This is a genomic window from Sulfurospirillum cavolei, from assembly GCF_001548055.1.
Lineage (GTDB): Bacteria > Campylobacterota > Campylobacteria > Campylobacterales > Sulfurospirillaceae > Sulfurospirillum.
Window position 1 is genome coordinate 2,206,633 of sequence record NZ_AP014724.1, and the last position, 23,843, is coordinate 2,230,475.

The 23,843-nt window shown below is 42.7% G+C and carries 24 protein-coding genes and 1 other RNA gene; 13 read left to right on the forward strand and 12 right to left on the reverse strand.

What is annotated here, in order from left to right; genetic code table 11:
- The first annotated feature begins 39 nt into the window (after nucleotides 1–39).
- Complete coding sequence (locus UCH003_RS11045) at nucleotides 40–1,638, forward strand: sensor histidine kinase (protein WP_231964774.1); 1,599 nt, start codon at nucleotides 40–42, stop codon at nucleotides 1,636–1,638.
- 92 nt (nucleotides 1,639–1,730) lie between these two features.
- Here UCH003_RS11045 and UCH003_RS11050 read toward each other — a convergent pair whose 3' ends face one another.
- Nucleotides 1,731–2,270 (reverse strand): hypothetical protein, encoded by a 540-nt coding sequence (locus tag UCH003_RS11050; RefSeq protein WP_060826547.1) that lies wholly within the window; start codon nucleotides 2,268–2,270, stop codon nucleotides 1,731–1,733.
- Between the two features lie 68 nt (nucleotides 2,271–2,338).
- On the opposite strand from UCH003_RS11050, the gene ssrA reads away from it, so the two are divergent.
- From ssrA to UCH003_RS11065, 3 genes are all read left to right on the forward strand, one after another.
- Nucleotides 2,339–2,716, forward strand: a transfer-messenger RNA (tmRNA) gene (gene ssrA, locus UCH003_RS11055).
- A gap of 54 nt (nucleotides 2,717–2,770) precedes the next feature.
- A complete protein-coding gene (locus UCH003_RS11060; RefSeq protein WP_060826548.1) occupies nucleotides 2,771–3,214 on the forward strand; it encodes an NfeD family protein in 444 nt (147 codons plus the stop codon).
- A 10-nt stretch (nucleotides 3,215–3,224) separates the two neighbouring features.
- Nucleotides 3,225–4,142: an SPFH domain-containing protein gene (locus UCH003_RS11065; protein WP_039672237.1), complete on the forward strand. Its 918-nt coding sequence runs from the start codon at nucleotides 3,225–3,227 to the stop codon at nucleotides 4,140–4,142.
- 47 nt (nucleotides 4,143–4,189) lie between these two features.
- Here the strand turns inward: UCH003_RS11065 and UCH003_RS11070 are convergent, their stop codons facing one another.
- The gene (locus UCH003_RS11070) at nucleotides 4,190–5,476 is read right to left on the reverse strand and encodes a hypothetical protein (RefSeq protein WP_060826549.1); all 1,287 of its coding nucleotides are present in this window, start codon (nucleotides 5,474–5,476) and stop codon (nucleotides 4,190–4,192) included.
- Between the two features lie 166 nt (nucleotides 5,477–5,642).
- Here UCH003_RS11070 and UCH003_RS11075 point away from each other — a divergent pair, with 166 nt between their 5' ends.
- Nucleotides 5,643–7,265 carry a YcaO-like family protein gene (locus tag UCH003_RS11075; protein WP_060826550.1) on the forward strand — a complete coding sequence of 541 codons (1,623 nt, stop codon included), beginning with the start codon at nucleotides 5,643–5,645 and terminating at the stop codon, nucleotides 7,263–7,265.
- Nucleotides 7,266–7,285: 20 nt separating this feature from the next.
- Here UCH003_RS11075 and UCH003_RS11080 read toward each other — a convergent pair whose 3' ends face one another.
- From UCH003_RS11080 to UCH003_RS11090, 3 genes are all read right to left on the reverse strand, one after another.
- Nucleotides 7,286–8,521 carry a DEAD/DEAH box helicase gene (locus tag UCH003_RS11080; protein WP_060826551.1) on the reverse strand — a complete coding sequence of 412 codons (1,236 nt, stop codon included), beginning with the start codon at nucleotides 8,519–8,521 and terminating at the stop codon, nucleotides 7,286–7,288.
- 65 nt (nucleotides 8,522–8,586) lie between these two features.
- Entirely contained in the window at nucleotides 8,587–9,237 is a 651-nt protein-coding gene (locus UCH003_RS11085; protein ID WP_060826552.1) for a hypothetical protein, read from the reverse strand.
- A complete protein-coding gene (locus UCH003_RS11090) occupies nucleotides 9,230–9,868 on the reverse strand; it encodes a TetR/AcrR family transcriptional regulator (protein ID WP_060826553.1) in 639 nt (212 codons plus the stop codon). Before UCH003_RS11090 ends, UCH003_RS11085 begins: the two co-directional genes overlap by 8 nt.
- Before the next feature lie 91 nt (nucleotides 9,869–9,959).
- On the opposite strand from UCH003_RS11090, the gene UCH003_RS11095 reads away from it, so the two are divergent.
- From UCH003_RS11095 to UCH003_RS11115, 5 genes are all read left to right on the forward strand, one after another.
- Complete coding sequence (locus UCH003_RS11095) at nucleotides 9,960–10,289, forward strand: antibiotic biosynthesis monooxygenase family protein (protein ID WP_060826554.1); 330 nt, start codon at nucleotides 9,960–9,962, stop codon at nucleotides 10,287–10,289.
- Nucleotides 10,290–10,331: 42 nt separating this feature from the next.
- Entirely contained in the window at nucleotides 10,332–10,547 is a 216-nt protein-coding gene (locus UCH003_RS11100) for an RNA-binding S4 domain-containing protein (protein ID WP_060826555.1), read from the forward strand.
- A gap of 137 nt (nucleotides 10,548–10,684) precedes the next feature.
- Nucleotides 10,685–11,971 (forward strand): cytidylate kinase family protein, encoded by a 1,287-nt coding sequence (locus tag UCH003_RS11105; protein WP_060826556.1) that lies wholly within the window; start codon nucleotides 10,685–10,687, stop codon nucleotides 11,969–11,971.
- A gap of 108 nt (nucleotides 11,972–12,079) precedes the next feature.
- A complete protein-coding gene (locus tag UCH003_RS11110) occupies nucleotides 12,080–12,454 on the forward strand; it encodes a nuclear transport factor 2 family protein (protein ID WP_060826557.1) in 375 nt (124 codons plus the stop codon).
- Nucleotides 12,455–12,588: 134 nt separating this feature from the next.
- Nucleotides 12,589–14,394: a hypothetical protein gene (locus UCH003_RS11115; RefSeq protein WP_060826558.1), complete on the forward strand. Its 1,806-nt coding sequence runs from the start codon at nucleotides 12,589–12,591 to the stop codon at nucleotides 14,392–14,394.
- Between the two features lie 157 nt (nucleotides 14,395–14,551).
- Here the strand turns inward: UCH003_RS11115 and UCH003_RS11120 are convergent, their stop codons facing one another.
- The 4 genes from UCH003_RS11120 to UCH003_RS11135 all read right to left on the reverse strand — a co-directional run bounded on the left by UCH003_RS11120 (nucleotide 14,552) and on the right by UCH003_RS11135 (nucleotide 17,349).
- On the reverse strand, nucleotides 14,552–14,884 hold the full coding sequence (locus UCH003_RS11120) for a DUF5615 family PIN-like protein (protein ID WP_197653515.1): 333 nt from the start codon (nucleotides 14,882–14,884) through the stop codon (nucleotides 14,552–14,554).
- On the reverse strand, nucleotides 14,877–15,101 hold the full coding sequence (locus UCH003_RS11125; RefSeq protein ID WP_082709228.1) for a DUF433 domain-containing protein: 225 nt from the start codon (nucleotides 15,099–15,101) through the stop codon (nucleotides 14,877–14,879). The genes UCH003_RS11120 and UCH003_RS11125 overlap by 8 nt, the downstream gene beginning before the upstream one ends.
- Nucleotides 15,102–15,243: 142 nt before the next feature.
- Nucleotides 15,244–16,575, reverse strand: coding sequence for a hydroxylamine reductase (hcp, locus tag UCH003_RS11130; protein ID WP_060826561.1), 1,332 nt, complete (start codon nucleotides 16,573–16,575; stop codon nucleotides 15,244–15,246).
- A gap of 87 nt (nucleotides 16,576–16,662) precedes the next feature.
- Nucleotides 16,663–17,349, reverse strand: a complete 687-nt coding sequence (locus tag UCH003_RS11135; protein WP_039672228.1) for a di-trans,poly-cis-decaprenylcistransferase — start codon at nucleotides 17,347–17,349, stop codon at nucleotides 16,663–16,665.
- A 227-nt stretch (nucleotides 17,350–17,576) separates the two neighbouring features.
- Between UCH003_RS11135 and rho the strand changes: the two genes are divergently transcribed.
- From rho to UCH003_RS11150, 3 genes are read left to right on the forward strand one after another with little or no spacing between them, the layout of a single operon-like run.
- Nucleotides 17,577–18,950, forward strand: a complete 1,374-nt coding sequence (rho, locus tag UCH003_RS11140; protein WP_039672227.1) for a transcription termination factor Rho — start codon at nucleotides 17,577–17,579, stop codon at nucleotides 18,948–18,950.
- 20 nt (nucleotides 18,951–18,970) lie between these two features.
- Nucleotides 18,971–20,644 carry a DNA polymerase III subunit gamma/tau gene (locus tag UCH003_RS11145; protein ID WP_144441010.1) on the forward strand — a complete coding sequence of 558 codons (1,674 nt, stop codon included), beginning with the start codon at nucleotides 18,971–18,973 and terminating at the stop codon, nucleotides 20,642–20,644.
- Between the two features lie 2 nt (nucleotides 20,645–20,646).
- Nucleotides 20,647–21,144, forward strand: coding sequence for an asparaginase domain-containing protein (locus UCH003_RS11150; protein WP_060826563.1), 498 nt, complete (start codon nucleotides 20,647–20,649; stop codon nucleotides 21,142–21,144).
- On the opposite strand, the gene UCH003_RS11155 is transcribed toward UCH003_RS11150, so the two are convergent.
- The 3 genes from UCH003_RS11155 to UCH003_RS11165 are packed head-to-tail and all read right to left on the reverse strand — an operon-like array spanning nucleotide 21,141 to nucleotide 23,626.
- Nucleotides 21,141–21,890, reverse strand: coding sequence for an EI24 domain-containing protein (locus UCH003_RS11155; RefSeq protein WP_060826564.1), 750 nt, complete (start codon nucleotides 21,888–21,890; stop codon nucleotides 21,141–21,143). The two genes, UCH003_RS11150 and UCH003_RS11155, sit on opposite strands and share 4 nt — an antisense overlap.
- Nucleotides 21,891–21,894: 4 nt before the next feature.
- Complete coding sequence (locus UCH003_RS11160; RefSeq protein WP_060826565.1) at nucleotides 21,895–23,286, reverse strand: DUF945 family protein; 1,392 nt, start codon at nucleotides 23,284–23,286, stop codon at nucleotides 21,895–21,897.
- Nucleotides 23,287–23,299: 13 nt separating this feature from the next.
- A complete protein-coding gene (locus tag UCH003_RS11165) occupies nucleotides 23,300–23,626 on the reverse strand; it encodes a hypothetical protein (RefSeq protein WP_039672222.1) in 327 nt (108 codons plus the stop codon).
- Nucleotides 23,627–23,843 lie beyond the last annotated feature (217 nt).

Sequence of the window (23,843 nt, forward strand, 5' to 3'; positions counted from 1 at the left end):
CTTACTTTTATATTATAGCAGTTGCAACGGGAGTTTTTTGTGAAAATTATTAAAGAGAGCAATATCTCGAAAATCATTACGTTAAGTACCGTTTTTATCATTACCTCTTTAATGCTTTTTAACGGTTATTTTTTTATTACCAAGCAATACGAACTGCTAGACGCCCAAATCGAAGATACGCGAAAAACGTTTGAGACGAATAAACGCGCTTTGCTTCAGCGCGAAGTCGATTCGATTATCAGCTTTATCGAATTTAAACTGCATCGCGCCGCCTCCGATACGCCAAACGACCTTGCCGCGCTCAAGCAGGAGGCTTTTGAGTGGATTCGACATATTCGCTACGGCGGACAAGAACATAATTATATTTTCGTTTACGAGATCAACCATATTAGCGGCGGCGATCGCTTTGCCAAAATGTTGATTAACCCCAATCGTCCCGATCTGGAAGGCGAATATATTTCCGATGCGTATACCGACGAAAACGGTAAGGCATTTCGCAAAATCTTTTTGCACGACATCCTCGATCACGGTTATTCGTTTGTAGAATACCTCTACAAAAAGCCCGGAACAAAGCTCGCTCGCCCCAAGGTTTCGTACTTTAAATTGTATCAACCGTGGAATATTATCATCGCCGCGGGTGTTTATCTAGACGACATCGACCAAGAGATCGAAGCGGCAAAAACACAATTTCAAGAAAAAGTGAAGATGGAAGCAACCTCCGCGATCATTATCTTTTTGCTCTTCGCCCTCGTCGCCAATGCGTTTGCGCTGATGCTCGGAAAACGCATCGAGCGTTTTTTAAAAAGCTACCACGCGCAAGTGCAACAAAAAGCCCAAGAACTCGAAACGCTCAACCATACGCTCGAAAGCCGCGTGCAAGAAGAGATTCAAAAAAATAGGGAGCAAGAACAACTCCTCATTCAAAAATCCAAATTTATCGCTTTAGGAGAGATGATCAGCAATATCGCGCATCAGTGGCGACAACCGCTCTCCCAACTCTCCGCGCTTTTAATGACCCTCAAACTCAAATACAATCGAGATATGCTCGATAAAAGCTCGATGGAGATTAAATGCGTCGAAGCGGAAAACATCGTCGAGTACATGTCGCATACGATTGACGATTTTCGTAATTTTTTTATGCCCAATAAGGACAAAAAACGTTTTTCGATCCAAAATTCCGTCGACGAGGTGTTGCGCATCATTCAAGAGGCGATTATTCATCATAACATCGTCGTGGACGTACGCATCGAATCCGATGAAAGTATCGTCGGCTACAAAAGCGAATACGAACAAGTCGTTTTAAACCTTCTCTCCAACGCCAAAGACGCCATTCTCGCATCGGGAAGAGCCGAGGGGTATATTCGCATTACGTTGGAAAGCGACGAAAAAAGCATTTACCTAAGGGTAGAAGATAACGGCGGAGGCATTAAAATAGAGCCGATCGAGCGCATTTTCGAGCCTTACGTCAGTACGAAAGAGCAAAACGAAGGAACGGGCATCGGACTTTACATGTCAAAGTTGATTATCGAAAAAAGTATGCGCGGAAAGCTAAGTGCTCGGAACGAAAAAGAAGGGGCTATTTTTACGATTGAAATAGAAAAAGAGTTCAAAGAGGCGCTTGGCGGAACACCTCTTTGAGAAGATACTTTCGGAAGAAAATATGAAATTTGCTACTGAAAGTATAGGAATTCAAAGTAAACGATCGGTTAACAATAGTAAACCTTTTAACACTAGAAACGAATCGTCTCTTCTTGCGGAACGCTAATGACCTGATGTGCTTTATTGCGTACGCCCGGTTCGTCCGGTTCAGACGTTTTAGCGTTAGTGTTTTTCTTTCTGCTTGCACTTGTTATCGGCTTTGACGCAGGAGCCGTTTGCGAAATCTTACCGTTTTTAAAATAACCGGCTTTGATGACGAAAAGCTCTTCTAAACGCATCCCGTTAAACGACGCATAGACCAAATCGCCTTCGTTGGCAAGCACCGTTTTATGGTTAAAGTTCACGTACGGCAATTTTCCGTTGGTCGTTTCAATGCCGTCGATTTCGTAGTTCCATAAAAGCGTGTTAGGATCATACGTCAAATGCAATACAACGCCTTTAATATAGTTTTTGCCGACCAAACGCGAAAGTTTAGGATTGGTATCTTGTGCCGATTGTGCGGAGACGTTTTGCGTATTGGCTTGCGGTTTTTGCGGTTGTTGGTTAAACGCACATCCTTGTATCCAAAAGACGAAAAATGCTACGCAAAGATACGAAATAATTCTTTTCAAAATAGTTTCCTTCAATACTTTTTGCGAATTATAGCAAAATATGCTAAACTTACGCTCCTACTATCTATGGGGCTGACATGGCTTCGACAGGAGTAGTTTTAGTTTATGGCTGCATGTCGCGAGTGAGGGTCTTGCGTTAGACAACCCTCAAACAATAACTGCTAACAACAGTAACTATCGTCCTGCTTACGCTCTAGCTGCGTAAGTTTAATAAATAACGGACTGCTCTCCCCTTCGATGCTATCTTAGGAGGTCTCGGAGAGTATCATAGCTTCGATAGCTATACTACATGAACGCCTTTACATGTAGCGAAGTTAAAGGCTCGTTTTGCGTAGTTTTCTGATTGTTGTACGAAGCAAAATTAAACACTATCAACAATATCTAAGCATGTAGACGTCATAGGCGGCTATTTTTGGACTGGGGTTCAATCCCCCACAGCTCCACCATAATTTGTAGGTGTTTTCAGTATAATACCCCATCCTCTTCGCAAAGGAGTTTTGATGGTATGGTATCTTTGGGCGATCTTAGGCGTTTTTGCTATCGTTTTCGAGATCGCGAGTCCCTCGTTTTTTGCTCTTTTTATCGGTCTTGGGTTTTTCGGTTCTTCTTTGTTGGCATATTTCATGGAAAACTCTCTTATTCTTCAAATTCTCGTAGCCCTTTTAGGTATGTTCGTCGGCGCAATCGTTTTTAAACGCCAAAGAGTCGCCAATGCACCCGCTTCAAAAATCGGACAATCCGATGAATTTATCGGCACGAAAGGTAAAGTCCTCAACGAAATTCTGCCCGATGCACAAGGGCGCGTAAAATTACAAACCCCTGTTTTGGGTAGCAGCGAATGGAACGCGCAAAGTGAAACCGACGCAACGATCGCGATCGGCACGAACATCGAAATCGTCTCTATCCACGGTCATTTTTTAATCGTCAAACCTATTTCAAACTAAAGGAGTTTGCGTGCATACCTCTATCGACCTTAGCCTTTCGTTTTTTATTATTTTGCTCTTAGCGGGCGGTTACCTTCTCTACCAAATGGTGCGCATCGTACCGCAAGGCGAAGAGTGGGTCGTCGAGCGACTCGGGAAGTTTCACTCCATTTTAAAACCGGGACTCAATTTTCTCATTCCCGTACTCGATCAAGTTCAGGTAAAACTCAATACCAAAGAGTTGATTCAGCAAATGAAAGCGCAAGAAGTCATCACAAAAGACAATGCCGTCGTGATTATCAGTGCGGTGGTCTTTTATAAAATCAGCGATCCTGCAAAAGCGGTTTATTCGATCGACGATTTTGAGCTTGCCGTCGCCAATATGGCGGCAACGACGCTTCGCTCCGTCATCGGCAATATGGAACTCGACGCTTCGCTTTCCGGTCGAGAAGCCATCAAAGCCTCCGTTTCGGAAAAGATCAGCGACCATTTGGAACAATGGGGATTATCGTTGACCGCGGTCGAAGTCCAAGATATTCGCCCAAGCGACAGTTTACAAGAAGCGATGGAAAAACAAGCCGCCGCCGAACGTGAGAAAAAAGCACTCATTATGAAAGCCGAAGGTGAGAAACAAGCCGCCATCGCAAAAGCAGAGGGTTTTAAACAGTCTATGATTTTAGAAGCAGAAGGAAAACTCGAAGCTGCTCGTAGAGAAGCTGAAGCCAAAGTCGCACTTGCAAATGGCGACCAAGCTGCGATGGAAGCGATAGCATCACAAATTAAAAACGGCGATGCGCCGAGTTACCTTTTAGCGCAACGCTACATCGACAGCGTTCAAGCGTTGGCAAACTCCGCCAACAGCAAAGTCGTCTTTGTTCCGTCCGATCTCAAACACTCGTTAGAAGGCGTCGCGGGCAATCTTAGCACACTTTTTTCCGCGGTCAAATAAGTGCGATTTCACGCCAAAAAGAGACTTTAAACGGTCTTTTTGGCGTGCTACCTCGACGCTAAAGTTTTTGCCAAAGCCCGTTGAATCCGCTCGTACTGCTTATCCATCGGATGACCTTTCGCCTCAAATGCCGCTAAAACCTCTTGGTTTTCGGCATATTTCTTTTCCCAAATATCAATATCTTTTTGTTTATTGGCGATTCTTAGTTCAATCTCGTCAATGGCTTTTTGGCACTTCGTCCTCTCGCTTAGCAACTTGTCTTCTTTCTTAAATAGACGCGTAATCAAGACCTTTCGAGGGAAAACTTTTTCTTCGCCGTCTTCGTTGAAATGCACCTCTTCGTCTTCGGACTCTTGGATTTTGCGCAGTGTTTTATGAATCCCGTTTATCACGGCTTCGGTGTTGGACCATTGCTCGTTAATCTTGGCTTTTTGCAAGGCGTACTCTTGTTGGTCTAGTTTAAAGCCTTCCAATTTCGTTTTGATGCTAATGAGGGCATTTTTTTTATCGTAAACGGCTTGTTTGGCTTTTTTGTGCTGAAGCAAAGTCGAGCGAATCGTCGTAATGTTCCACGCATGATTGCTTTCATCCAAAATCGGATTGGCTTTGTAACGATTGCCGTGGGCGTCGATGCTTTCGTTGACGCTAAAAAAGCTTAAAAATTCGATGGCTTTGCGATCGGCGTTGGAAAAGTGAAATAAAATATCCGACGCGATGAAAAGCATCAAACGATCGAACACTTCACGCAACAGATACAAGCTCAAGCCGCGCACGACTTTAGGATCGCTGATATCCGTGTATGCCAAAACGATCATATCCATCAGGTTGATAAACGACGTGATAAACAGTTTTTTGAATTTAACCGGCGTGATTTTGCGAAAATTTAAAACCTCTTCAACCAGATAGGGCAAAAGCTCTAACGTTTTTTCGACATGTAACTCGTTGGGAAAAAATTTTTGCTTATAGGCTTCCAGTCCGGCAGGATCGAGTCCGCATGCGCGTCTTTCGGCACCTTCGCCCAAAGCTTCGACGGCAAAAAAGCGTTTGGCGTAAACGATGCCGTCGGTACACAAAATCAAGTCTTGCGTGCTAAAACCGAGCTTTTCGATCAGCTTTTCCCGCAAAACGTCTTTGTAGGAGAGAAAATGTTTGGGCAACTTGCAATTACGCAAGGACGCGACGATTTCACCGAAAACGTTCTCTTCAAAATAATATAAACTAGGGTGGACTTTGTAGGGCTCGGGATCAAACGTCTTTAAAAATTCGGCTAATCGCACTTCCACATCGCTAAATCTAAGGCTACCGTCATTGGGGTTCTCGAGAAAATTATTCATTTTATCCGTCAATAAAAAAGGTTCGTTGTGCCTATTTTACCAAAATATTCTACGATCGTACTTAGGGCTGACGATAAAAAGTTACCAAATGTTTTCAAAGCCCGCTTTTGCGCTTCACGCGTTTATTATGTTACAATGCCCAATTCTCCAAAGGACATCCTCATTCATGAATCCGCTCTCCAAAAATGCACCCTTAAGCACTTCCATCGCAAAAATGCAAACGATTTTAGACGATCTGGGCTGTGCCGTTACCTTTGCAAGCGAAAAAAATCCGCTAAGAAACTGCTACTCCGTCAATCTTGCTTCCATTGAGGCACCCAATCATATTTATTCTAACGGTAAAGGCACTCTTTCGCTCTCTTCCAAAGCGAGTGCGCTTGGCGAATACATCGAACGACTTCAAACCAATAACTGTTTCATCGACTTTCATCTTCCTAATCGCGCATACTACCCAGACCAAAAAGTGTTTGAGTTTGGCGGTGAATATCTGAGTCCTTCTTTACATGTCATTTACAATCCGTCCAATGAAATGAGCCGTGAAGACTGGGTGGATTTCAACAGCGATTACCATGACAAAATCGTAGCGCTTCCGTTTGAAAGTGTTTTTGGCAAAGAAAAGGTTTATATTCCCCTCAATATTTTAAGCAATCTTTACGTGAGTAATGGACTTGCCAGCGGAAATACGCCTGATGAAGCCAAAGTGCAAGCACTCAGCGAAATCTTCGAGCGTCACGCTAAAATGGAGATCATCAAAAACGCTTACGCGCTCCCTAAATACCCAGAGGACATCATCGCATCATTCCCTAAACTTCATGCAGACGTGTGCGAGCTTCAAAAAGCGGGTTTCATCGTTGAAGTGCTTGATGCTTCACTCGGTGGAAAGTTTCCCGTCACGGCTATCTCGCTCATCAACCCGCGTAACGGCACACTCTTTGTCTCCTTTGGCGCACACCCCATTTTAGAAGTCAGTCTCGAGCGTACCATGAGCGAGCTGATGCAAGGAAGGGGCATTGACAATCTTGACGCATTTGAAATGCCAACCTTTGACATGGCTTTAGTGGGAGATAGCTTCAACCTTGAGGCGCATTTCATCGACTCGAACGGCAAAATGGGCTTTGGTTTTCTAAGTGCCGCCAAAAGTTTTGAGTATGCACCGTGGCAGTATAAGGGCGAAGGAAGTAGCGACGAATACGCCTTCTTATGCGACATCGTGCAGTCTATGGGCAAAGAAATTTATTTGCGTGAATACACCTACTTAAATTTTTATTCGTGTCAGATGATCATTCCTAGTGTCTCAGAAGTCTATCCTATCGAAGATATGGTCTATCAAAACCGCAACAGCGGCAAATTCATTCGCTCCTTCGTACTCAATTTCAAAGAAGAAAACCATGAGGCACTGTTAGAAATTATCGAACCGCTCGAAGATTCACTCAATATGGAAAAATACATCGGTGTCATTTTCGAGCAAAACTTTCAGATGATCGACCTTAAGGCGCAAATGCATCTGCTTTTGGAAAATTATGAAGAGGCTCAAATGCTACTTGCCTTGAGTGAAAAACCTATCAGTAAACTTTTATGTGAAATCCTCTCCCTCAAAGCTCAAGAACATCTTTGGAGTGACTACGAAAGTGCCTTTGGGGACATTTTTGGTAAAGCGAACGTTGAACACGCCCTCAAGATTTTAGACGGCAAAGCTTACTTTATAGACGTAAGCTTACACCAACACTATGTCAATATCCTTGATCTGTACGACAGATTGGACGTTAAAAAAGCGGCAATGGTGGCTTAAACACTTTGACATGTAAAGAGTTAAGAAGCAGGTTGTGAGGCCGCCTGCTCTCTTAACTTATCTTTTTTACTTTTGCGTTTGCCTTTGATGGGCGCACTGCCTTTTTCTTTTTGAGGCGCAACGCCTGTGAGTTCAAACCCTTTGATCTGCTCTTTGTGAAGTGTGATGCGACACCGTTTTTCGATGAGCGCGAAATGCGCTTTGTCTTCATGGTCGATAAATGAGATCGCCAAGCCCTCTTTGCCCGCGCGCCCCGTTCGCCCGATACGGTGAATGTAATCTTCGGTAGAGCGAGGAAGGTCAAAGTTGATTACGCAACTTACATCTTCGATGTCAAGTCCCCGCGCGGCGATGTCCGTGGCAAATAACACGCGGATCTTGCGCTCTTTAAAGGATTTCAATGTCCACGCTCTGTCTTCTTGAATGAGATCACCATGAAAGGATTCGCTCAAAAAGCCGTGTTTGCGAAACTTCACAGCGATGTTATCGGCGGCGCGTTTGTTTGCCATAAAAACCAAGACCAACTCCCAGTTGTTTTCACGCAATAACTGGCGTAAAAGCGGTGCTCTATTTTCTTTATTGACTTCGATAGCACGTTGTGTGATACGCTCCACCGTCGGCGCTTCTGCTTCGATGTTCGCTTCCTCAGCACTTTGGGTGATTTTCGAGGCGATCGTCTGTACTTTTTCAGGGTACGTCGCTGAGAAAAGAAGATTTTGGCGTTTTTGGGGCAGTGCTTCGAGGATGGCGTTTAGTTCGTGCTCAAACCCAAGATCAAGCATTTTGTCCGCTTCATCGAGCACAAAAAACTCCACTCGCGAAAGGTCGATCTGTTTTTTACGCATGATGTCCAAAAGGCGCCCCGAAGTCGCCACCACGATGTCGCACCCTTGTTGGATGTCATAGAGTTGCTCGCCGATCTTCTCGCCACCGATGATACTCACCACTTTTGGTTTTACATGTAACCATTTTCCAAAGGTTGTAAATGCCTCCGCAACCTGTACCGTAAGCTCTCTCGTAGGCGTTAAAACCAATGCCTTGATCTTCGCTTTTCCTTCATTTTTGCTCGCACTCCACAACTCCAAAATGGGCAGTACAAACGAAGCACTCTTGCCACTTCCCGTTTGCGCTCGTGCCATGATGTCTTTTCGCTCCAACACAAGGGGAATCACCTTTTCTTGAATCGGCGTCGCTGTGCTAAAGCGTGCTTCCACAAGCGCTTGTTGAAGGGGTAAAGAGAGTTTTGAAAATGGCATGAGCATCCTTTAAGTCTTTATGCCATTGTAAGATAATCTCACTTTAGATTTACATGTAAATGTATTTAACCATGATACCACTCGGTTAATGTGATCAGAGGCAGAGCGATCAGGGCAAATCCTACAAACGTCATGACGGTTGCTTTGCGCGATTTGAGAAAACGACTCAACACGATAAAGCCAAGAACCCAATAGCCTTGCGCCGTATAAAATCCTGGAAAATACTCCCAATGCAAAAGACTCCACCATGTATGGGTTATCGCATTGCCGATCATGCCGTAAACGATATAAAATAACATTGGTAGCACTAAAAATTTTAATTTTTGCGTAAATACCGCAATGCACCCTAAAGCAAAGACACAATAGCTGATCATATTGATCGTCACAAATCGCTCTACGGAGTAAGGATGGCTGCCGAATAAAAGCGGAAATTCCCGATAAAATCCCGTTACAAATTCTTCATTGAAATGAATGAACTGCCACGCAAACGAAGCAAAAAACAATGGAACAAACGACTTAGCAGAAGGAAGTTCAAGCTGCTTTACATACATAAAATAGATTAGCGTAAGAGTGATGACAAGCCCCGGTATAAACGTAACAGCAAGAGGCAACCTTCCGATATAGATAAAAAATGTCCCCATCGCCAATGCCATTATAGTCGCAATTTTTACGTCGCTTTTTTCAAGTGTTCCAATTTTTTCTTTGAGTTCAAGCATCTTTTTCTCCTGTGGGTCTTTCAGAAACTTCTTCAATACAGCCGTGCATAAACTTCTCAACGTTTAGCGCAAGCAACTCGTACACATCTTCTTGCAAAATAATTCGCCCAAACGCATGGTGCATAATCAGATAACCTAAAAGATTGCATAAAAAAGTGGTCGCTAAAAAATGAGCATTCATTTTTGGATTGATGACAATCATTTTTGAAGCTTCCATCTGCTCGAAATACGTTTGCAACATTGAAATCGCAGTAGATGGAATCTGGATGAAACTTGTTTTGAAATCATCGTTGTTTTCATTTAAGAGCGATAAAATCAAACCGATATTGGCACGAAATGCTTGATAATAGATGATGCCAACCGCTGTCAAATCTTTTTCGATGCTGTGGTGTGACGATGAAAACAATACCTCTTTAAACGGTTCAATCAATTCTATTTTCGACAATGCCAACGACTTTAAAATGCCCGCTTTCGTGTCAAAATTTCTAAAAATCGTGATTTCATTTACGCCTGAAACTTCGGCTATCATTTTCGTCGTCGTTTTTGCGTAACCGACTTCTTGAAATAGTTTTTCAGCCGCCACAAGAATTTTTTCCTTTGCCGGGCGTTTTCTTTTGAATGCTGGTTCCATGAATGCTCCCTTAACAAAATGTAAGTAACACTTGCATTTTATACAAAAACGTGCTATATTGTCAAGTAAATTATTTCACAAAGGATGGTACATGTCCACTATTGCCAACACACCCAAACCGCCCTATTACGCCGTTATTTTTACTTCTTTGCGAACTAAAAGCGACCAAGGATATGACAAAATGGCACACAAGATGGTAGAACTTGCAACCAAACAACCCGGTTTTTTAGGAATGGAATCAGCACGAGACGAAGTCGGGATTACGGTTTCGTATTGGTCCGATATGGAATCTATTCAACGATGGAAAGCAGACATGCAACACCAAGAAGCTCAAAAACTTGGACGCGAAAAGTGGTATGCTTCTTTTAAAACACGCATTGCAAGAGTGGAAAAAGAGTACGGATTTGATCATGCGCTTTAGAACCATGAGATGTAAAAAGAGATTAGCCACAAGGAAATAAAAATGACATTTGAACTAGACGAAGAATACATCGAGTTGTTTAAACTGCTTAAAGTCATGGGCGTAGCAGACAGTGGCGCACACGCGAAGATGCTCATCGAAGAAGGCAATGTGAAACGAAACGGCGAAGTGGAGACACGAAAACGCGCTAAAATCGTTGCAGGAGAGAAGATCGAAGTGGGTGGTGAAAGCATCACGGTTGAAACCATTTCACACTAAAATAGGACACATCTACTTTAAAAAGCATTGATTTCTCTAATGTAATGTGGAGTATAGTACCTCCTTCATTTTAAATACTCCTATGCACCCTCAAAATGTTTTTTGTCGCCACTGCATTCATGAAGGATGACTCAACGATGCTCAGTTTAAACAAAACAAAGCGAATTGTCGTTTTTATCTTAGGACAATTCATTATGGCGTTAGGTGTCTCACTCTCGGTTAAAGCCAACCTCGGGGTTTCGCCAATCTCTTGTGTACCGTATGTGTACAGCTTAACGATGTCACTCAGTTTAGGCGAATTGACCATTTTGCTCAACCTTGTTTTTATTGTCTCGCAAATGGCGGTTTTACGCAAAAACTACCAATGGGCACAACTGGTTCAACTCCCTTCCGTCATCGTTTTTGGGTACTGCATTGACTTTACGATGCATCTGCTCTCCGCGCTCTCTCCCACATCGTATGTCGCGCAAGTTTTTTGGTGTTTAGTCGCATGTTGTGTGTTGGCATTTGGTATCTTTTTGCTTTTAAAAACACGTTTGACCTATTTACCGCTCGATGGTTTGGCGGTTGCGATTTCGCACACGTATCATAAAGAGTTTGGTAAAGTCAAAATCAGCTTGGATAGCACCATGGTCATCATCGGTGTCATCAGCTCTTTTGCTTTTTTAAATCGCTTGGAGGGCATACGCGAAGGCAGTGTGGTTGCGGCGTTACTCGTTGGAGCATTGATTAAATTTTACAGTACCAAATTGGTCTTTGTCGAACAATGGCTTGGAACATACACTACGCCTCAACCACAAAGCACGCAAGAGACGGCTCTTAATTCGCTGGTCATTACCATCTCAAGAGAGTACGGTAGCGGCGGACATGAGATAGGAGAGATGATCGCCAAAGAGCTTGGCATTCCTTTTTACGATAAAGAGCTTATTAAACTCACCGCCGAAGAGACGGGCTACACGGCAGAATACATTCAAGCCAACGAGCAACATTTAGCCAGTGAACTACTCTATGAACTCTACGAGCAAAACTATGCCTATGTGGATGACCAGCTTCCGCCTGAGGATGTTTTGTTTATGGTGCAAAGTAAGATTATTCGCGATATTTGTGCTAAAGGGGCATGCGTCATCGTCGGGCGCTGTGCCAATTTTATCTTAAAAGATGACCCCAATTGTTTCAATGTTTTCATTCATGCCAACATGGCGTACCGCAAAACCAAAGTCAATGAAAAGTATGGAGCCACACCGCCATGTACCGACAAAGACTTAGAAATGTCCGATAAAAATCGCGCCAACTACTGCCTTCACTACACCAAACACGACTGGAAAGATGCGACCAATTATCATGTCACCCTTGATGCTTCTTTGTACGGTTCCGAAAAAGCGGCTCAAAAGATCATCGAACTGTTGAAAGATTTTGCACATTAACGTCTTTACATGTAAACGTAAATCGTACGAAAGATGGAGGGGTTAACCGCTTACTCACGCATCACATTTGATATAATTGGCTCTTAACAATTATTTGAGGAATTGACCATGAACGATTTAGAGCTGATAAAACGCTACATCGAAGCATACAACACCTTTGACATCGAAACGATGATAAGTACGCTTCACCCTGACATCGCATTTCAAAACATCTCCAACGGCGAAATCAACGCCGAAACACACGGTATAGAAGCTTTCCGAACCCTCGCAGAACAGTCCAAAGGACTTTTTACATCTCGCAAACAGACCATCACCAATGTCGAAACCCACGAGTCTCAAACACGCATCGACGTCACATTTGAAGCCGTCCTCGCCATCGACCTCCCCAACGGACTTAAAGCAGGCGAGTTCCTCCAACTCCAAGGAAACTCAGAGTTTACCTTTCGCGATGGAAAGATCGTAAGCATTGTGGATAGAGCTTGATGGGTTTTACATGTAAAGGGGTTGGCTGGGAAAAGTTTTAAAATCTAGTATTGCCTCCTATTTACTATGTTACACTCTTTTATATTTAGGTGTATTATTATAAGATGACTAAGAAAATCATAGCATGGATATCAATGAATCTAAATATTAAAACTCCCATCATATCAATTATCAAAGCTTTTCCATACGCATTACTCATTTCTATAATTATGAACATTGGCTCAACAATCCAACCGATATTTATTAAATTATTTACTAGTGAAGAAGTAAAACTTTATGATACTCTGCATGAAGGTAAAATTGCGATTTATCAAACAAATTTTATACAATATTTTATAGAATATCCCTGGTCTTGGTTTCTAATCCCATCTTTGGCAATTATTTATTTTGCATTTAAGGCAACCTCATTAAAAAAAATTCTCATTTATCTAACAATATTTATCTTTGCAACGTTAATGATTACAGACTATTTATTTGTATTTATTCATGCTAAAAATTTGGATAATCATTTATCAAATTTAATATCTAATATTATTGGTAGCCCAATTATCGCGATTATTGTTATTTTATCTTTAGATACAGGATATGCAATAAACCAATATTTTGAAATAAATCATGAAATTTATCGTGAATTATTAAATGGATTAATTGCAATCATATATGGATTTATCATTGCATTTATCGTGTATATCATCTATATTAACGTTTATACTGTTACAAAATCGAAAATTGATTTGTCTATCAAAGCTCCAATAAAAGGGGCTTATACTATAGACAATGAAGCAAATAAAACATCAGAAAAAAACTATGGCTTTTTATCTTCTACATCTACAAACATAGAAAAAATATATTGGCATGGATTTAGCGATAATTTTACACTTAACTGGGAAAAAAAGATTAATAAAAATCCTCTTGTTTATAATGCAGAAATTAGAATACTCGATTCATGTTTTAAAGATAAAGATAAAATTGCTAAAGCTATATCAGCTTCGCCAACTTATGTAATCAAAAATATTAATAAGTTTAAACTGACCGCTAATAATGGACCGCTAGAAATGTATACCTTGCCAAATTTGTCCAATTCAAGTGAAAAATTTTTAATTTCATCCAAAGATGATAAGAAGAAAGTGATATTTTGGATAAGTGAATCAAAAACAAAAGGATATGATTTGACTCGTTTTATAGATAATTCTGATCAAATAAAATATTCTTTATATGATAATAAAATATCATATGTTCTGACTCTTGTAACTTTTAATGACCATTTACAAAACTCACAAGAAATAGTCAAACCAAGAGAGCTTTCTTTGCAAACAAATAATGAAGATTTTTCAATTTCCTTAATTCCTCCTACACAACTTAATTCAAAAAATAATTCACAAAAAAATTGCCAGATTTTTCATAAATCTGAAAATAACGCTTACAACCTTCAAAGTATAACTAGTAAGATCATTCTTACAATACAAGAAGCTCAAGATATTCAAAAACCACTATCATTAAATTCCATATTAGCTAATCACAATATTCAAGAAGAAGTTAGTATTGAAGGATTTAATGGTTGGATCAAGGCACAAGAAGTAGAAAAAAATAAACTTTCATCATATATCAATGATCTTCCATTAAATTCCATTTCTGTAACTGCCCCTATTCAAACATTATATATTGATGGAAAGGAATTTAAACAAACTTTATCTTCCAATAACATACAAATAAGCAATGCTTCATTAATAGGTAATGCAACATCTGATGGGTTCTTGAAATTTACAGGAAATACACAAGCCGTATATATAAATGAAGAAAGAGCAAATTTAAGTCGTTGGGAGAAATTAGATTCGGAATATAAGTACATTGCGTTTTTTAGCTTACTTGGTAGTATTATATTAATTATATTTAAAAGATTAAAATACATCTTAAATGCCAATAAACAATATACATTATAGGCATACTAGAAAAGCCTCTCTCAAGGCTTCCCCATCTTTACATGTAAACCTTACGCAGGTTTTTTAATCAACAATTTTTCAGTGTCAGATGCCGCTTCATCGGTCAAATGTAAGTTAAGAGAAAAAGAGGGCAAGCGACTTTTTTATCTTCTTTATTTCATATCTCCAAAATAGCACTCACATCATCGTCTAAAAATTCGACGATGCTCTCATAATTCTCTCGCAATATCGTAGCGATAGCGTCTACTTTACAATTTCCAAGTTTAATCCAGATAATTTTCGGAGGAATTCCTCGGTATATCGCCAAGTCGTTAAAATCAGAATCCTTAGTGACGATGGCAAAACCGTGGATTTTTGCATATCGCCACACTTCTAAGTCGGTTGATTCATCAAGGTTTTTAAGCATTACATGTAAAGAGTTTGGGAAGATGTCCGCTAGTTTTGGCAAGACACGATGGGAGATGTTATTGTCAAAAAGGAGTTTATGCACTGAGTTTTGCGCTAAGCGTTTTATGCTCTCTATCGGCGGCATAGGCAAGGGCGGCTAAAATATCTTCTTTCGTTAGTTTGGGGAAGTCTTCTAAAATCTCATCGTAACTCATGCCCTCTGCAAGCATAGCAAGAATGTCGTAAACCGTAATGCGTAGATTTCTAATGCAAGGTTTACCGCTTCTTTTTGATGATTTGATGGTAACGGTTGTACTCATCATTTGCCTCCTCTCAATCTTTATATAAAGCTTATTTTAGCATATTTTTTCAAAGCTTTTTCTTCTTTACATGTAAAGAAATTAAGAGGCAAAACATTTGAGAAAGCCTTTTTCAAGGCTTCCCCATCTTTACATGTAAACCTTACGCAGGTTTTTTAATCAACAATTTTTCAGTATCAGATGCCGCGTCATCGGTCAAATGCAAGTTAAAGTTCTCTTGCAAGAAGGCGAAGATGTCGTCGTTGACGAATTGTGGTGGTTTTGGTCCGAGGTAGATGTTTTTGATGCCAAGGCTAAAGAGTCCTAAAAGAATGAGAACCGCTTTTTGCTCCATCCAACTCAAAACGATCGAAACAGGAAGATCATGAACGGTTACACCAAGTGCGCCAGCAAGTGCTAGAGCGATGTGTACAGCGCCGTTACTGTCGTTGCATTGACCAAGGTCTAGGTAGCGAGGAATGCCTGTGTCTGCCACCGTTCCAAAGTCGATATCGTTAAATCTAAATTTACCGCAACTAGACGTCAAGATGACGCAGTCATTGGGGAGACTCTCTGCCATTTTTCGGTAGTATTCCCCGCCTGAGCCAGGAGCGTCACATCCTGCGATGACGAAGAATTGACTGATTTTGCCTGCTTTTACTGCTTCTAAGATTTGAGGAGCAAGACCGAGAATCGTTTTATAGTGGTGACCCGTTACAAGTGTCTCGTCACTGTCAAAACCTGTAACATCAGGAAGGGCAAGTGTTTGAGCGATGACTTCGCTAAAGTCATTGTTTTGGATTTTTTTGCCCTCTTTGATGCCGACGATGTCGTACGTATAGAGTCTATCGACATAGGTTGAAGTTGATTTTGGAGGAACGATACAGTTGGTGTTTACGATGATGGTTCCGCCCCATTGCTCGAAGAGTTTGGTTTGGTCAAACCATGATTTACCGATGTTACCTTTGAGGTGTGCGTATTTTCTAAGTTCTGGGTAACCGTGCGCTGGGATCATCTCAGAGTGGGTGTAGATGTTGATGCCTTTGCCCTCGGTTTGTTTGAGAAGTTCAAGTAACATGTCAAGGTTATGACCGCTCACTAAGATCGCTTTGCCCTCAGCCTTGTTTTGAGAGATGCGAACAGGCGTTGGAATGCCAAGGTGAGACGTGTGTGCTTCGCTTAAGATGTCCATCATTTTAACACCCGCTGAACCGATTTTCATGAGTTGAGCGATGTGGTCATCGAAGTTGAAATTGACGTTGGTAAGGGTGAAGTAAAGGGTTTGAGCGATGACGTCATCGACTTCTTTGGTGTCTGCACCAAATTCATTCGCGTGTGTTCTATACGCACTAAGACCCTTAAGACCATAGATCATGATGTCTTGAAGTTTCGCCAAGTTGGCATCTTTGCCGCACGTTCCAGCCTCTTGACCTTTAGAACCACAGCCACCGATGGCACTCATAGAGCATTGATCACATAACATGTTTAAAGACATATTTTATCCTCTTTCAAAAATTTTCAGCATCTTAGCAAGAGGTTATGTTTATGTCATTGATTGATCTCAATCAAGACTTTTGAGGAATTATTGTTCGATGACGCCGCCGAAACGCCTTTCGGTATGTTGGTATTCCGAAACGACGGTTTCGAGCTCTCCGACCGAAAAGTCCGGCCAGAGCGTTTTACTGAAAAAAAGTTCCGCGTACGCCGCTTGCCACAATAAAAAATTTGAAAGCCTGCAATCGCCGCCCGTGCGAATGAGCAGATCCACAGGTGGCATACCTGCCGTATCCAAGCATGCTTCAAGGCTCTCTTTGCTCACGTCGCTTCTTACATGTAAGAGTTTGGAAACGGCTCGAACGATCTCGTCTTGCGCACCGTAATTAATCGCCAAAACTTGCGTCAAGCCCGTACAATGCGCGGTTTTCTCTTTAGCGTAGGCAATCTCTTTTTGTAACGTCGCAGAAAATCGGCTCATATCGCCGATGACGTCGAAACGGATATTGTGTTCTAAAAGCGTGGGGATTTCACTGTGTAAATACTTGGAGAGTAGCTTCATCAAAATACCGACTTCCGCCTTGGGGCGATTCCAGTTTTCGGTGCTAAATGCGTAGAGGGTAAGGTATTTGATGCCCATTTTTGCGGCATATTTGGTAATTTCGCGAACCTTTTTAGCCCCTTCTTTATGGCCAAACGAACGCTCTTTTCCCTGACGCTTTGCCCATCTTCCGTTACCGTCCATGATAATCGCTAAATGCACTAAATCATTCATTTTTTTACTTCTTTTTACCCAAAATGATAAGCGCCATTCTATCTTTTTTCTCTTTAGCCCACCTTGACAAATCTTGCCACTTTGACTAAAATTACGCCATCGCTACTTTTTAGATTTCTCGCAAAGTAGTCTCATAAAAATCGACTCAAGCAACTCTATTTTTGGGCATCTACCCTACCAGAGACTCTAGCTTCATGAACGATCAAACTAACAACAAAGAAGGCACAATGAGCGGAACGACTCCCTCCCAAGCGACGACGCAACCCCAACCTTGCGCAAATCAGGCGCCAACCAACGGACAAGCAAAACCGACGTACTATAACAAATCACGCACCCACGTTCCCGTTGACGGTTATAAAATCGAAAGCTTACGCACCACGCCTTTAGAAAAACTTCTTGAAATTGCCACCGAACTGGGCATCGAAAATCCCAATGAACTTAAACGCCAAGATTTAATGTTCGAGATTTTAAAATCTCAAGTCAACCAAGGCGGATTTATTCTTTTTACGGGTATCTTAGAGATCGCAGGCGAGGGATACGGTTTTTTACGTGCGATGGATGCCAACTTTTCCGATAGCGCAAACGACGCTTACGTCAGCAGTACGCAAGTTAAAAAATTTGCCCTCCGAACGGGCGACATCGTTACCGGACAAGTCAGACCGCCCAAAGATCAAGAGCGTTACTACGCGCTTTTAAAAATCGAAGCGATCAACTATCTCCCGATGACGGAGAGCAAAAAACGTCCTCTTTTTGAAAACCTCACACCGCTTTACCCCACCGAAAAAATCAAACTCGAATACGATCCGATGAAAATTACCGGACGCGTACTCGATCTTTTTACGCCGATCGGTAAAGGTCAGCGCGGCCTGATCGTCGCACCTCCTAGAAGCGGTAAAACCGAATTGATGAAAGAGCTCGCACACGGTATCGCACGCAATCATCCCGAGTCCGAACTCATCGTTTTACTCGTCGACGAGCGTCCCGAAGAGGTCACCGATATGCAACGTTGCGTTCAAGGCGAAGTCTATAGCTCAACCTTTGATATGCCCGCTTCCAATCACGTACGCGTCGCCAACCTCGTTATCGAAAAAGCCAAACGTCGCGTTGAGATGGGCAAAGACGTTATCATCTTGCTGGACTCGATCACCAGACTTGCTCGTGCGTACAACACCGTCACGCCTTCCAGCGGTAAAGTTTTGAGCGGCGGCGTTGACGCCAATGCCCTTCACAAACCCAAACGCTTTTTCGGCGCGGCAAGAAACATCGAAGACGGCGGTAGTTTGACCATTATCTCCACCGCGCTGATCGAAACGGGAAGCCGCATGGACGAAGTTATCTTTGAAGAATTCAAAGGTACGGGTAACAGTGAGATCGTCTTAGATCGCAACATCTCCGATCGTCGTATCTATCCGGCGATTAACATTATGAAATCGGGAACGCGTAAAGAAGAGCTTCTTTTAAGCCCCGACACGCTTCAAAAAGTATGGGCGCTTCGCAGTGCGATCAACCAAATGGACGACGTGGAAGCCCTCAAATTCCTTTACGCCAAGATGCTCAAAACCAAAGACAACGAAGAGCTTTTATCGATCATGAATGAATAATTTTTTACAAAGGTAGCGTCGTGTCACAAGTACTTGCCCTCAAATATCGCCCCTCTTCGTTTGACAAGTTGATCGGCCAAGAAGCGATCGCACAGACGCTCTCTTTAGCCCTCAATCAAGACAGGCTTTCGCACGCCTACCTTTTTTCGGGACTTCGCGGAAGCGGTAAAACCTCGACCGCGCGCATTTTTGCCAAAGCCTTGGTGTGCGAAAACGGTCCGACTTCGACGCCGTGCGAAACTTGCGAACACTGCCTCAGCGCAAACGAAAACCGTCATATCGATATTATTGAAATGGACGCGGCTTCCAACCGCGGTATCGACGACATACGCGAGCTCATCGAAAGCACCAAGTATAAACCCTCAAGCGCACGTTTCAAGATTTTTATCATTGATGAAGTTCACATGTTAACCACGCAAGCGTTTAATGCGCTCTTAAAAACCTTGGAAGAGCCCCCAAGTTACGTCAAATTTATCTTAGCGACGACCGATCCGTTAAAACTTCCGGCAACGATCTTATCGCGTGTGCAACACTTTCGTTTTAAGCAAATCAAACAAAGCGACGTCGTCAACCACCTCTGCCATATTCTCAACCTTGAAAACATTGAGTACGAAAAAGAGGCTCTCGAGATGATTTCACGTGCCGGAAACGGTTCGCTGCGCGACACGTTGACCCTGCTCGATCAAGCGATTATCTTTTCAAAAGGCTACATTACACCCGAAAACGTCGCTTCGATGCTCGGACTTTTAGATCCCAAGCAACTCGACATCTTGTTTACGGCGATTTTAAACCGTAACAAACTCGAACTCTTGGCAATGATTAAAGAGTTGGAGAGCTATGAGTGCGAAGTGGTTCTCGACGAATTGATCGCCTATTTGAAAAACGCTTTTTTCGAACAAGATCGACGCTTTTCGACCCTTTTGTACGAACGTTTTTTCAAAATTCTTAGCGAAGCCAAAAGCCTTCTTTACATCAATGCCGACAACGGCTTTGTGCTTTCGTTGGTTTTATTTAAAATGGTCGAAGCCACTAACATTAAGACCATCGAAGAGATGATCGATTCGTTGGAAAAGGAGAAGTTTCGCTTACCCGCCGCTACGACGGAGTCATCGGAACAACATGAAGAAGCACCTCTTAAAGAGACTCAAAAAGAGACAGAGCATACCGGCGTTCAAGATCACGGCGTTACCGACGCGCAATTGTATGCGCGTTTATGCGAAAAACTGCTCGATCGCAACGTCGAACTCGGCGAATGTTTTCAAAACCATATTCGCTTTGAACGTTTTCAAGATCACGTCTTAACGCTCAATTCCAGTGCAAAAGACGAATCCGCCAAAATTTTAAAACACAACTCGGCAATCATCCGACATTTCGTCCAAGACGTTTTCGGCTTTGAAAGCCAAATCAAAATCGTTAAAACCGATGCTCCCGCAACGCAAAGTGCCGTGCCCGCACCTTTGGCGCATGAATCCTCGGCGATGCTCGAAGATTTGCCTTTGGAAGACGACAGCAACTATTCGATGATCGAAAACACGACGTTTGAAGGTGCGCCGCAAAGCGAAAGTTGTGCGACGGGAGCGATGATGAGCATGCAAAAAGAGTTGGATGCTACGGAAATTTTAAATACGCCGTTCGTACAAAAAGCGACCGATCTTTTTGTGGCACAAAAAATTCAAATTCGTCAAAAAGTTTAACCATGGAAAAAATTCTTATCATCAACACGGGCGGAACGTTTAACAAACGCTACAATCCGCTCAAAGGCGAGCTCGAAGTTCCCAAAGACGGTATCGCACCCGAAGCGATTTTACGCTACTGCTACAATACCGCTTACGAACTCGTCAACATCATTCATAAAGACAGCCTCGAGATGAACGATGAGGATCGAGCTTTACTGCTTCAAACCGTTCAAGCCTCTTCCCATCGTAAAGTCATTATCCTTCACGGTACCGACACGATGGACGTCAGCGCGGCTTTTCTTGCCTTACATGTCAAAGATAAAATCGTCACTTTAACCGGAGCAATGGTTCCTTTTCACATCGAGACCGTTGAAGCAACCGCTAATTTTGCGATGGTTTTAGGCGATATTATGCGCAATAATCAAGCGGGAATTTACATCGGTATGCACGGTTGCGTCGCACCCTATAACCTGCTTTATAAAAATCGACAAAAAGGTATTTTCGAGCCCGTTCGTTAAAGGGCTCTGATCTCTTGGGTTTTTTGAAATAGAAAATGGCTCATCACGATCACGTAGTAAGGATAAATTAACACGCCAAATACCGGAATCAACGTTAAAGCGAAGCATACCAAAGAGATTCCGCGCATCGAAGCGGCATAACGACCTTTCAAGCGTAAATACTCCTCTTTTGAATTCAGTAACGACGATACGTCGAGAACCAAAAGTTTATGAAACATGTAAAAAACGGGAACGAGTAGGATAAAATTAAAAACGGGGATCAACGCCAAAGGCAACAAAAGGATCAACAAGACTCCCGTAATCAAAAGCGTTTTGGCGACAAATCCCAAATACGACAATAACGCCATAGCTCTCATGTGAACGTTCGGGTAGTAAGTCTTTCCGATCTCTTGGATAAAGTATCCCGCGAACAATCCGACGATGATAGAATAAACCATCAAAAAAAGATAGTACACCACTAACATCGATGTGATAAAAAAAAGAATACCGACGACGGTTTTCGCGATAACAAAAAGCGAAATAAGGCTAAAAAGCCACGTCTGTTCGAAATTGCCCTCAAAGCCTTGAAGCCACTCGCCGAGCCAAACGCTTAACGCGCCGATGCCCCCAAAACTCAGCCAAATCATCGCGATGAAAAAAAGAAGGGTTAAGACAAACGAGAGAAGCGACACAAGAAGAACCCTTGGAGAAAGCGTATCTCCAAGAGCCAAAGTAAAACTGTTTAAGAGCGAACGTTGCGGTTGCATCGTTTTATTGGATCGCCTGATCGTTAACGCTTAAAACGCCTTTTTTAAAGGCAATGTCGTACACGAAAAAATCACCCTCGGCTTTACCTAGCGCAAAATCCGAAGGCGCGGTTAGGTTCAGAGCTTCCAACGTCGTGCGATCGTCTTTATGCAACTTAAACTTAGCACTCACGTCCAAAAGCGTCATGGCGGAGAGAGGGTTGTTATTGGCGTCAAAGTCGTTTTGAGGAATTTGCAACGTCGAAGTGAGCGTCACGTCTTTAAGGGCAAGAACGCCGCGCATATTTTTAAGTCCGACGTTAAAGTCCAATTTGAGTCCGTGACGGATCAATTCGCTCACGTCGCCGACTAAAGCCTGCTCACCGCCGCCTTGAGGTGCTAGCATCAGCCGATTGTAATCGCCTTGAAGCTTTTTAATCGTCGCGGCATCGACGCCTTTTAAGGCAAGCGTCGCATTGAGCGTTTCCAGTGAAACCGACTCTGCGTTGGAAGCAGCGTTCAGCCCGTTTAAGGCGTATTCGGCTTTGGCGTTCCATTGCTTGTTGTTTTCTTCCGCACTGCTCATAATTTTCATCCCGCCAAGCGACATGTTAAACGTGCTGTAAGGTTCTTTGACCGATAGAAGGTAACTGCCCAACGAGAAGTCGCCTTTGTTGTTAAGATCGTCTTTATAATCAAACGTATAGCGAAGGTTTTCTAAACGGCTTTGCAGGGTCAAATCGGATGCATTCACGCCGAATAGTTGCTTTTGAATACCCAAAACGCCTTGCATGACGCCGGCACGCTCATGAAGCGTCAGCGCATTGCCGGAGGTTTCGATTTGTACCGTTCCCTCTTTCATCGCCAACTCTTCTTTGATGTCTTTCATCGCAAACGATTTGAGACGTTCGTCGCTTCCAAAAATCATCGTAAACGCCAACACACCTTTATCGACGATCGGATTGAGCACTTTAGCAACGTCCGGATTTTGAGACAAAGCCTCTTGAACCGAACGAGGCAATTTGGCTAAAGCCAAAGAGACGGTTACGTCGCTTGGCAAAAGATGCGAACAAACGACTTCGCCTTTAAAACTCAAACCGCCTAGCACCTCGCGAATATCCGCATCGTCTTCTTGCGTCAAACCTTGCGCCAAAATAGCGTATTGCGGATTTTTTGCAACCAACGTATCGAGTATAAAATCACGCACTTTAGCGGCATCGTCGATTTCAAGAGTGAATGTACGCGTACCGTTTACGTAACCGCTTTTTGAGAGCATCTCCTGTTTAAAACCGTGTCCTTCGAGAAAGCGTTTTGTCTCATCGAGCTTTGCGTCCACGCGCGAAGAGATGTAAAGAGGCGTCAGCGCGAGTGCCGCAATGACGACACCTCCGCCGATAAGGTATTTTGTACTCGACATAGAGTGCCTTTGTTTAAGATTTATAACCTATCACGTAATAGGTATTTTTGTTAGGAACTTTTTCCACCGTAATTTTGTACTTGGCCGACCATTTCAAGATCATATCGTTGACTTCTTCGATCATTTCGCTGCTGGGTGCTTCGTTTTTAATTTTAAAATAATCTTTGTTGCTGGAAAGTGCTACAAAACCGTGGTATGCTTTGAGTGCGTCGTGCAGAGCAATGAGGTGTTTTTCGACGTTTTCAAATCCTACGGTATGAGCAATGACGCGATCCAATTGCGCTTCGGTACTTGGGGTTAACCCGTATCCAAGTTGCGTTAAAATAGCCTGTTTATGCATCGTTTCTCCTTATAAATTGGGTTGTTTTTTATCTTTGACACGCTTTTAGAGCTAAGCTCTAAAAGCTACGCTAACGCTGAGTTCTCTTCGGCAGAGTGCCCAGCGCACTTTTGGTGCTTTTTTATCTTTAACACGCCTTTAGAGCTAAGCTCTAAACGCTACGTTAACACTGAGTTTTGCCAGACGCAATGCCCAGCGCACCTTCGGTGCTTTTACT

What these genes read in the sequence shown, in the direction of transcription:
- UCH003_RS11060 (WP_060826548.1), top strand. Translation starts at nt 2,771, where the DNA reads ATGGTATGGTATCTTTGGGCGATCTTAGGCGTTTTTGCTATCGTTTTC.
- UCH003_RS11070 (WP_060826549.1), bottom strand. Translation starts at nt 5,476, where the DNA reads ATGAATAATTTTCTCGAGAACCCCAATGACGGTAGCCTTAGATTTAGC.
- UCH003_RS11075 (WP_060826550.1), top strand. Translation starts at nt 5,643, where the DNA reads ATGAATCCGCTCTCCAAAAATGCACCCTTAAGCACTTCCATCGCAAAA.
- UCH003_RS11080 (WP_060826551.1), bottom strand. Translation starts at nt 8,521, where the DNA reads ATGCCATTTTCAAAACTCTCTTTACCCCTTCAACAAGCGCTTGTGGAA.
- UCH003_RS11085 (WP_060826552.1), bottom strand. Translation starts at nt 9,237, where the DNA reads ATGCTTGAACTCAAAGAAAAAATTGGAACACTTGAAAAAAGCGACGTA.
- UCH003_RS11090 (WP_060826553.1), bottom strand. Translation starts at nt 9,868, where the DNA reads ATGGAACCAGCATTCAAAAGAAAACGCCCGGCAAAGGAAAAAATTCTT.
- UCH003_RS11095 (WP_060826554.1), top strand. Translation starts at nt 9,960, where the DNA reads ATGTCCACTATTGCCAACACACCCAAACCGCCCTATTACGCCGTTATT.
- UCH003_RS11100 (WP_060826555.1), top strand. Translation starts at nt 10,332, where the DNA reads ATGACATTTGAACTAGACGAAGAATACATCGAGTTGTTTAAACTGCTT.
- UCH003_RS11105 (WP_060826556.1), top strand. Translation starts at nt 10,685, where the DNA reads ATGCTCAGTTTAAACAAAACAAAGCGAATTGTCGTTTTTATCTTAGGA.
- UCH003_RS11110 (WP_060826557.1), top strand. Translation starts at nt 12,080, where the DNA reads ATGAACGATTTAGAGCTGATAAAACGCTACATCGAAGCATACAACACC.
- UCH003_RS11115 (WP_060826558.1), top strand. Translation starts at nt 12,589, where the DNA reads ATGAATCTAAATATTAAAACTCCCATCATATCAATTATCAAAGCTTTT.
- UCH003_RS11125 (WP_082709228.1), bottom strand. Translation starts at nt 15,101, where the DNA reads ATGAGTACAACCGTTACCATCAAATCATCAAAAAGAAGCGGTAAACCT.
- hcp (WP_060826561.1), bottom strand. Translation starts at nt 16,575, where the DNA reads ATGTCTTTAAACATGTTATGTGATCAATGCTCTATGAGTGCCATCGGT.
- UCH003_RS11135 (WP_039672228.1), bottom strand. Translation starts at nt 17,349, where the DNA reads ATGAATGATTTAGTGCATTTAGCGATTATCATGGACGGTAACGGAAGA.
- rho (WP_039672227.1), top strand. Translation starts at nt 17,577, where the DNA reads ATGAGCGGAACGACTCCCTCCCAAGCGACGACGCAACCCCAACCTTGC.
- UCH003_RS11150 (WP_060826563.1), top strand. Translation starts at nt 20,647, where the DNA reads ATGGAAAAAATTCTTATCATCAACACGGGCGGAACGTTTAACAAACGC.
- UCH003_RS11155 (WP_060826564.1), bottom strand. Translation starts at nt 21,890, where the DNA reads ATGCAACCGCAACGTTCGCTCTTAAACAGTTTTACTTTGGCTCTTGGA.
- UCH003_RS11160 (WP_060826565.1), bottom strand. Translation starts at nt 23,286, where the DNA reads ATGTCGAGTACAAAATACCTTATCGGCGGAGGTGTCGTCATTGCGGCA.
- UCH003_RS11165 (WP_039672222.1), bottom strand. Translation starts at nt 23,626, where the DNA reads ATGCATAAACAGGCTATTTTAACGCAACTTGGATACGGGTTAACCCCA.